The sequence below is a fragment of the Bacillota bacterium genome (genome assembly GCA_036504675.1).
Taxonomy (GTDB): domain Bacteria; phylum Bacillota; class Sulfobacillia; order JAJYWN01; family JAJZPE01; genus DASXUT01.
In genome coordinates this window covers 1-6,987 of the sequence record DASXUT010000183.1, presented here as the reverse complement: position 1 = coordinate 6,987, position 6,987 = coordinate 1, and the positions used below count along the sequence as shown (strand labels likewise).

At 61.9% G+C, this 6,987-nt stretch carries 9 protein-coding genes and 1 pseudogene; 6 read left to right on the top strand and 4 right to left on the bottom strand.

Annotated features, from left to right (window positions below):
* A partial coding sequence (locus VGL40_14360) for a hypothetical protein (GenBank protein HEY3316444.1) occupies positions 1–313 on the top strand: 313 nt, incomplete at its 5' end.
* Between the two features lie 278 nt (positions 314–591).
* Here the strand turns inward: VGL40_14360 and VGL40_14355 are convergent.
* The gene (locus VGL40_14355; GenBank protein HEY3316443.1) at positions 592–744 is read right to left on the bottom strand and encodes a hypothetical protein; all 153 of its coding nucleotides are present in this window, start codon (positions 742–744) and stop codon (positions 592–594) included.
* Here VGL40_14355 and VGL40_14350 point away from each other — a divergent pair.
* The 4 genes and pseudogenes from VGL40_14350 to rlmH all read left to right on the top strand — a co-directional run bounded on the left by VGL40_14350 (position 743) and on the right by rlmH (position 4,727).
* Positions 743–1,095: pseudogene (locus VGL40_14350) on the top strand (trypsin-like peptidase domain-containing protein). The gene VGL40_14355 and the pseudogene VGL40_14350 overlap by 2 nt on opposite strands.
* Positions 1,069–1,419: a PDZ domain-containing protein gene (locus tag VGL40_14345; GenBank protein HEY3316442.1), complete on the top strand. Its 351-nt coding sequence runs from the start codon at positions 1,069–1,071 to the stop codon at positions 1,417–1,419. Before VGL40_14350 ends, VGL40_14345 begins: the two are co-directional and overlap by 27 nt.
* Positions 1,420–1,837: 418 nt before the next feature.
* The gene (locus tag VGL40_14340) at positions 1,838–4,069 is read left to right on the top strand and encodes an ammonia-forming cytochrome c nitrite reductase subunit c552 (protein HEY3316441.1); all 2,232 of its coding nucleotides are present in this window, start codon (positions 1,838–1,840) and stop codon (positions 4,067–4,069) included.
* Positions 4,070–4,247: 178 nt separating this feature from the next.
* The gene (rlmH, locus tag VGL40_14335) at positions 4,248–4,727 is read left to right on the top strand and encodes a 23S rRNA (pseudouridine(1915)-N(3))-methyltransferase RlmH (protein HEY3316440.1); all 480 of its coding nucleotides are present in this window, start codon (positions 4,248–4,250) and stop codon (positions 4,725–4,727) included.
* Positions 4,728–5,313: 586 nt separating this feature from the next.
* On the opposite strand, the gene VGL40_14330 is transcribed toward rlmH, so the two are convergent.
* Positions 5,314–5,913, bottom strand: coding sequence for a hypothetical protein (locus tag VGL40_14330; GenBank protein ID HEY3316439.1), 600 nt, complete (start codon positions 5,911–5,913; stop codon positions 5,314–5,316).
* Positions 5,914–5,995: 82 nt separating this feature from the next.
* On the opposite strand from VGL40_14330, the gene VGL40_14325 reads away from it, so the two are divergent.
* The gene (locus VGL40_14325) at positions 5,996–6,268 is read left to right on the top strand and encodes a transposase (GenBank protein HEY3316438.1); all 273 of its coding nucleotides are present in this window, start codon (positions 5,996–5,998) and stop codon (positions 6,266–6,268) included.
* Between the two features lie 142 nt (positions 6,269–6,410).
* On the opposite strand, the gene VGL40_14320 is transcribed toward VGL40_14325, so the two are convergent.
* Positions 6,411–6,677 carry an ATP-binding protein gene (locus VGL40_14320; protein ID HEY3316437.1) on the bottom strand — a complete coding sequence of 89 codons (267 nt, stop codon included), beginning with the start codon at positions 6,675–6,677 and terminating at the stop codon, positions 6,411–6,413.
* Positions 6,678–6,768: 91 nt separating this feature from the next.
* On the bottom strand, positions 6,769–6,987 hold a 219-nt coding region (locus tag VGL40_14315), incomplete at its 5' end, for an ATP-binding protein (protein ID HEY3316436.1).

Sequence of the window (6,987 nt, the reverse complement as noted above, 5' to 3'; positions counted from 1 at the left end):
CAAGCCGGCGACCCCGCCCACACCGACGACCCCGCCCGCACCGACGACCCCACCCGCACCGACGGCCCCACCCACACCGACGACCCCACCCGTCGACAAGTGCAAGGAGTTCTGGGACCTCGATGGGCATTGGGCCAAGGCGGTAGGCCTGAAGTCGGTGACCATCGGCATCTTCAAGGGGCGCTCGGACGACTCGTTCGGGCCCGATGACAAGGACACCCGAGCCGGCCGGGACGTCGGCTCCGAGACTTCCAAGACCTCCAAGACCTCCAAGACCTCCAAGACCGACCACTCCCAAGAGTATGACGATTGAAAGTACACGGCTCACTCGAAGATGATTCAGCAGCTGCTTGCCGCCGGTCAGATGAGCCAGAAGCGTTACCTTGAGAAGAAGGTGACGAATACTGGTCCCTCTTGGCCACCTGGCAGTACTACCAGGAGATCCTCAAGGTCTCCAAGGGCATGCTCGAGGACTTCCTCAGCAAGGTCAAGTAGGACGACGGTGTCAGGGTGGGCGTAACTTCCGACCCGGTGGCTGTCACCGCGATTTCGGCGACTGCGATCACACTGCAGCGGTAAATCGGTAAGTGCTTATTGTCCCTTGAAGGCGCCCGCCACGGGCGCCTCCTTTTTTATCTGGCCTGCCCCGAGTTGGTCGCCATCGCTGACGCCGTCGGCCCGTCCGTCGTCGCCATTACCGATCGGCAGCAGGTACCATGTCATTGACGGCGCCAGCCCGATCATGGTCTCCCTGGGCGACGGCAAGGCCCCGATCCAGGCCACGTTGATCGGCAGCGACTCATACAGCGACGTGGCCGTGCTCAAGGTCGACGCCGGAACCCTCCCGGCAGCCACCCTCGGCGATCGGAGCACCCTCAAGGTCGGCGAGCTGGCCGTGGCCATTGGCAACGCCGTCGGCGAGTTGAGCGGACGGTGACCGCCGGGATCATCAGCGGATTGAATCGGAAGATGCAGATGGACGACGGACGCGAGCTCAGCCTGATCCAGACCGACGCCGCCATCAACCCGGGCAACAGCGGCGGCCCGCTGGTCAACGAGCTGGGCCAGGTGATCGGGATCGACACCGTCAAGATCAAGGCGACCGGCATCGAAGGCCTGGGGTTCGCCATCCCCATCAACACCGTCCGCCAGGTCGTCAACCAGCTGGTCGACAAGGGCAGCGTGTCGTGGCCGTACCTCGGGGTGTCCCTGGTCGCCAACGGGCCGTCGGCCAACGCCGGGATCAAGAAGGACGACATCATCCTCTCCATCAACGGCAAGACGGTCGAGTCCAGCTCCGAGATCAAGAACCTGGTCCGCACCTATTCTGTCGGGGTCAAGGTGACGGTGGTCGTGACCAGGAACGGAGCCCAGCAGACCTTCACTGTCACCCTCGGCCAAGCACCGGCGCCCAACTAGCCCGGTCGAAGCAACGGGCGGCTCAAGTCCCCGGCTCCAAAACTGAGCTCCACGGACCCCGGTTCTAGAAACCGGGGCCATTTTTTTGCCCAGCGGAAGGATTTCCATTTGCCCCGTAGAAATACAAGTGGCACGTTAATGTGATAGATAGCACAGGAACAACTAATGGGCGTTGAGAAAGGTACTCAAGGCCTGTCGGCGGCATAAGGATGGGACGAGAAAGGCCAGCTTAGTGAAGCAAAGTACAAACTTTAGTAAGAACGCTGGCATAACAGCAAAGAAGATGAGGGCCCCCTGGGCTCTCTTAAACCTGTCCTGAGCCTTTTGGTGAAGGAGGTGAAAACCACAGATGATCCAAAAGCGGTTGGACAATACACCAAGCGCCAAGACCCACAGCACCAGGAAAGGAGGCGAGTCAGTGAGGAAAGGCATCCTCTTCGTCGCGGTGGTGGCTCTGGCCATCCTGACGATCTCCGGGGTGGCCCTGGCCAAAGCCGAGTATCAAGGTTCTCTCACCGGCGGCTACCCTGCTCTAAAGGGTTCCAAGCTGGACAGCTGTAATGTCTGCCACAAGGCCGACTTCAGTCTGAACGGCTACGGCAGCGACTTCGGTGCGGCCAACCACAGCTTCACCGCCATCGAGTCGAAGGACTCTGACGGGGACGGCTTTAGCAATATCGCCGAGATCAACGCCAAGACGTTGCCCGGCGATGCCTCGAGCAAGCCGGCTGGCAGTTCCGGAAGCAACTCCGGTGGATCCAGCGGTAACGGCGGCTCGACCCCGCCCGCCCCGCCGGTCGACAAGTCCAAGAAGTTCTGGGACCTCGACGGGCACTGGGGTCAGTCAGTAGGTTTGAAAGCGGCCACCCTCGGTATCTTCAAGGGTCGTCCGGACAACTCGTTCGGGCCCGATGACAAAGTCACCCGAGGCGAGCTGGCGACCATCGTCCTTCGTGCCTTCAACCTGCCAGAAGGCGGGGGCGCCGCCTACAAGGACGTCTCCAAGAGCGATTGGTTCGCGGCCGGCGTGGCTGGGGCCCAAAAGCTCATTCCCGGCTATGCCGATGGGACCTTCCGTCCGAATACGGCGGCCGACCGACAGACCACGGTCGTCGCCATCGTCCGGGCTGCCGGCCTGGAGGGCAGCGCCGTCCAGATGGACCCGAACGATGTCTCGGCCATCCTCAGCGGATTCTCCGACGCGAAGAGCGTCGCGGCCGACAAGGCCCCGTTCCTCGCCTACGCGGTCCGCTCCGGGATGATCAAGGGCAACTCCGATAAGACCCTCACCCCGGCCGGCACGCTGACCCGGGCTCAACTGGCCCAGATCTTCGTCAACCTCTACACCAACGACAATTCACTGACGAGCCTGGCCAATAACTACGTCGGTTCGGAGACCTGCAAGACCTGCCACGCCCAGAAGTACGCGGATTGGAAGGGCACGGCCCACTCAAAGATGATCCAGGACCCCAAGGCCCCGGGAGCCATCGTCGGCGACTTCGCCACCAACACCAAGTTCGCCGTGGACAAGGTGGCCCTGGTCGTCGCCGGCCAGATGACCCAGCAGCGCTACCTCGAAAAGAGGGGCGATGAGTACTGGTACCTGCCGGCCACCTGGAACCTCGAGACCAAGACCTGGACCGACAACGCCGCCTCCAAGTGGAGCGGCGCCTGCACGAGTTGTCACGTGGTCGGCTACACCGCGGCCACCAAGACCTGGTTCGAGAACGGCGTCTCCTGCGAGGCCTGCCACGGCGCCGGCTCGAAGCACATCGCCTTCGGTGGCGACAAGACCAAGATCAAGTCGACCAACGGCTTCGAGATGTGCGCCAAGTGCCACAGCGGCCAGGTGGCCGACCTGAACAAGACCGGCCATCCCGGCTTCTTCAAGAGCCAGGTTGACGCGGTCGGCGGACACTACGGCGACAACTGCATCAAGTGCCATTCGGCGACGGTCATCGTGGCCAACTACAACGGCAAGACCGCCCCGAAGCTCGCCGACTTCAAGACCGGTGACCTGAAGAACGACCGGACCGGGATCACCTGCGTCGTCTGCCACGATCCGCACAAGCGGACCAATGAGGCGCAGCTGCGGCTGAAGGTTGAAGATGCTTGTACCGTCTGCCACACCGCCGACCTGACTACGGACACCTTCAAGGCCGGTAGCGACGCCCATCATCCGACCAAGGAGATGTTCAAAGGCATCGGTGCCCTGGGCGTTCCCAAGACGCCGTCCCCAAAGGTGGCCACGTGCGCCGATTGCCATATGGCCGACGGCAGCCATGCCTTCGTCCCCGGCACCCCGACCGTGACCATCGCCACCAAGCATGGCCCGCTCGACGTCGATGTCTGCGCCAAGTGCCACACCAGCATGACCAAGGAAAAAGTCGAGGAGTTCAAGCAGAGCATCGAGGACCAGATGGCTGAGGTCCAGGCCCTGCTCGCTCAGGCCAAGACCAAGCTCGACGCGGCCAAGGCGGCCGGGACGACGATCGACCCCAGTGTGGAACTGCTCTACAAGCAGGCCTACACGAACAACAGCTTCATGGTGGCCGACAAGTCCAACGGCTTCCACAACCCGCCGTACTATCAGGCCATCCTCAAGGCCTCCAAGGCCATGCTCGAGGACTTCCTCAGCAAGGTCAAGTAGGGTTGGTTGTCGGCGGCCCCGTCACAACGGTAAGTGGATAAGTGCAGATAGCCCCCTTTACAGGCGCCCGCCCGGGCGCCTCCTTTTTTGGGGGAAGAGGCGCCCGGCCGCCGAGCACCGTTTTGGCGGCAGGAGGCCTGGCCCGGGCGGGGAATGATGTTCGCTGGAGGGGTGATGGATGCACTTCAGGATCATTGCCGTAGGCCGGGTCAGAGAGCCATTCGCCGCGGCCGGGGTGGAGGAGTACCTCAAGCGCCTTCAGCCCTACGGGCGGTTCGAGGTCGTCGAGCTGGCCGACGAGCCCGTCCCAACCGAGCCGAGCCCCGGGCAAGAGAAAAGGATCCTCGCCGCCGAGGGCCAGAGGATCCGCGATAGCTTGCACAATGGGGAGTACGTGGTCTGCCTCGACCGGCGTGGGACAGCCCTTTCATCAGAGAGCTTGGCCGCCCTCCTCGACGACCTGGCCGGCCGGGGCCGGAGTAATGTGGCCTTCGTCATCGGGGGCACGCTGGGCCTAGACCCCACTGTGCTGGTCCGAGCCGACCTTAAGCTGTCCTTGTCGGCGATGACCTTCCCGCATCAGTTGGCCCGGCTGATGGTGGTCGAGCAGATCTACCGGGCGTTCAAGATAAGCCGGGGGGAGCCGTATCATCATTGACGGCGAATTCTCCTGGAATTGGACCCGACGCGTTTATTGCCTGAGCAGTGCCAAGACATCTTGCCCTACTGGGGGCTGCGGGCGGTTTGGCCCCAGCTCATTCAGGAACCGGCAGGGGGTCACAAAAGTATGCGCCCACGCCTGCGTGTCATTGCTCGCATGCGCTGCGCTACGCCGGCAGGAAGCATATACGGGTAGGAGACGAAGAGCAGTCTTGTCCTGGGGTTACGGGTCCTGATTATGAAAGTGGTACCAGCCAACAGAATGCCCAGCATCATCTCTGCTGGGTTCGACGACACACAAGAGGCGTTTGAGAGGACGACCTGTGGTCGACAGCCACCAAGAGATCTCGTTCGTTTTGTCCGTGAAGTTACCGTTGTGTACCCAGAAGACATCACGTAGAAAAACTGGGGCGCTGGGCTTAGCAGACATCTGCTCCTGAATCGCACCAGCGACGAGATCTGGAATCGCGAGGAAGTCCTCAATCTGTCTCGAGCCATTATCAGACTTACTAGTTCCGGAACGCAGGTGCCCCATGTCAAATTCGAGATAGCTAGAGACAATCCAACCAAATAGCTGGGTCAGCTCACGGGAGTCGGTCATCGTTCGCCGCGATACTGTCTTCGTCGGTAAACCAAAGGACGTCCTGACGCGGAGCGGCCAGTCCAGCCAGAAGGACGCCGAGCAAGTGAACAACGAAGAGCGCCTTCGTTAGTACTGAAGGCTTCCACTTCTCATACGGCATGAAGGCAGGATTTGTCAAGTCCAAGGGACTCGGCTCAGCAAAGAAGGATGGGCACTTCTTGTTCACTGCGATGGTGAGAGACAATCCACGAAGACCGTTTGCTGCCTCAAGTAACGGGCCAAGGGCATGTTGGCGATTCCTATCCCGAAGCTGCTTGAACGACATTCGCCGGGAATCCTTCAGATGTACTGCCCTCACAGACTGCCTCCTGGGCTCCCATTCGGACCATGATTCCAGCGTCGTCATCAAGAACGAGAAGACCAAGTATGGTGAGTCATCGTGCTCACCGCTATAATCTGATCCCAGGAGAAGCGTGGAGTCACTGCGTAGATCGGGTAGATTCCCTTCGTACTTGGCTGCCAAGCGAGAGAGCTCATCGTTCATGAGCCCCACAAAGGTTCTCGGTAGGGTAGCGACGCTCCTCCAAGTGCCGTAACTCACTGATACCCCTCCATAGGCGCCTAGTGGTAGCGCAGTGGCCGCAAGGGCTACGCCAACTGCTCACGAGGAGCCACAACTGGGCTTGACCCGCTTTCGTGGACAACCCTACACTTGGGGTGTAGAGAAGTCCGGAAAGGGTGGGGTCCATACAAGAAGCCATCCCCCGTATCCCGCTGAGTTCCGGTCTCAAGCTGTTGAGCTGGTGCGGACGAGCGGCAAGTCGATCCTCGAGGTCGCGAGAGAACTGGGGGTCTCGGGCGAGGGGCTGCGCCGCTGGGTTCGCCAGGCCGAAGCGGATGCCGGCCGTGGCCGGCCGGGCGATCTGACTGCGTATTCCGGCGAAATCGACCAGTGATTCCGGAAAGTCTCGTCCAGTGATTCCGGATAATCCCGTCCATCTGGTCCGGCCGATCGCGACCACCTGTTCCGGATAATCTCGGCCACTCGTTCCGGAAAGTCGCGACCACTCGGAGCGAAGCGACGCTGGCACCTTCTGGTCATCCCTCCCCGGTATCAATTGGCGGTGGGCCCTTTTTCACCTTCCGCATGGACTCCCCCCTCAGGTTGATCTTGTGAGCATTGTGGACCAGGCGGTCGAGGATGGCGTCGGCCACGGTTGGATCGCCGATGGCGGCGTGCCAATCGTCCACCGGCAACTGGCTGGCGATGATGGTCGACTTCGTCTGGCACCGGTCCTCGATAACCTCAAGGATCTCCCGACAGTCGGCCGGCGAGAACGGGGCGATGGCCCAGTCATCGAGCACCAAGAGGTCGATCCTGGCCAGCTTGGCCAGGAGCCTCGGGTAAGACCCGTCCTCTGGCGATGGCCAGGTCCGAGAGCAGCCTCGGGACCCGTTAGTAGCGGGCGGCGAAGCCCTGGCGGCAGGCCGCGTTGGCCAGAGCGCAGGCGATGAAGGTCTTGCCAGCACCCGTGGGCCCTACGATCAGGACGTTCTGGCGCGCGCGGAGCCACTGGCCCCCGGCCAGGGCGCGCATGACGGCCCGGTCCAGGCCGCGGGGCGGCTGATAATCGATGTCCTCCGGGCAGGCGGGGAGACGCAGCCCGGCCTCTTT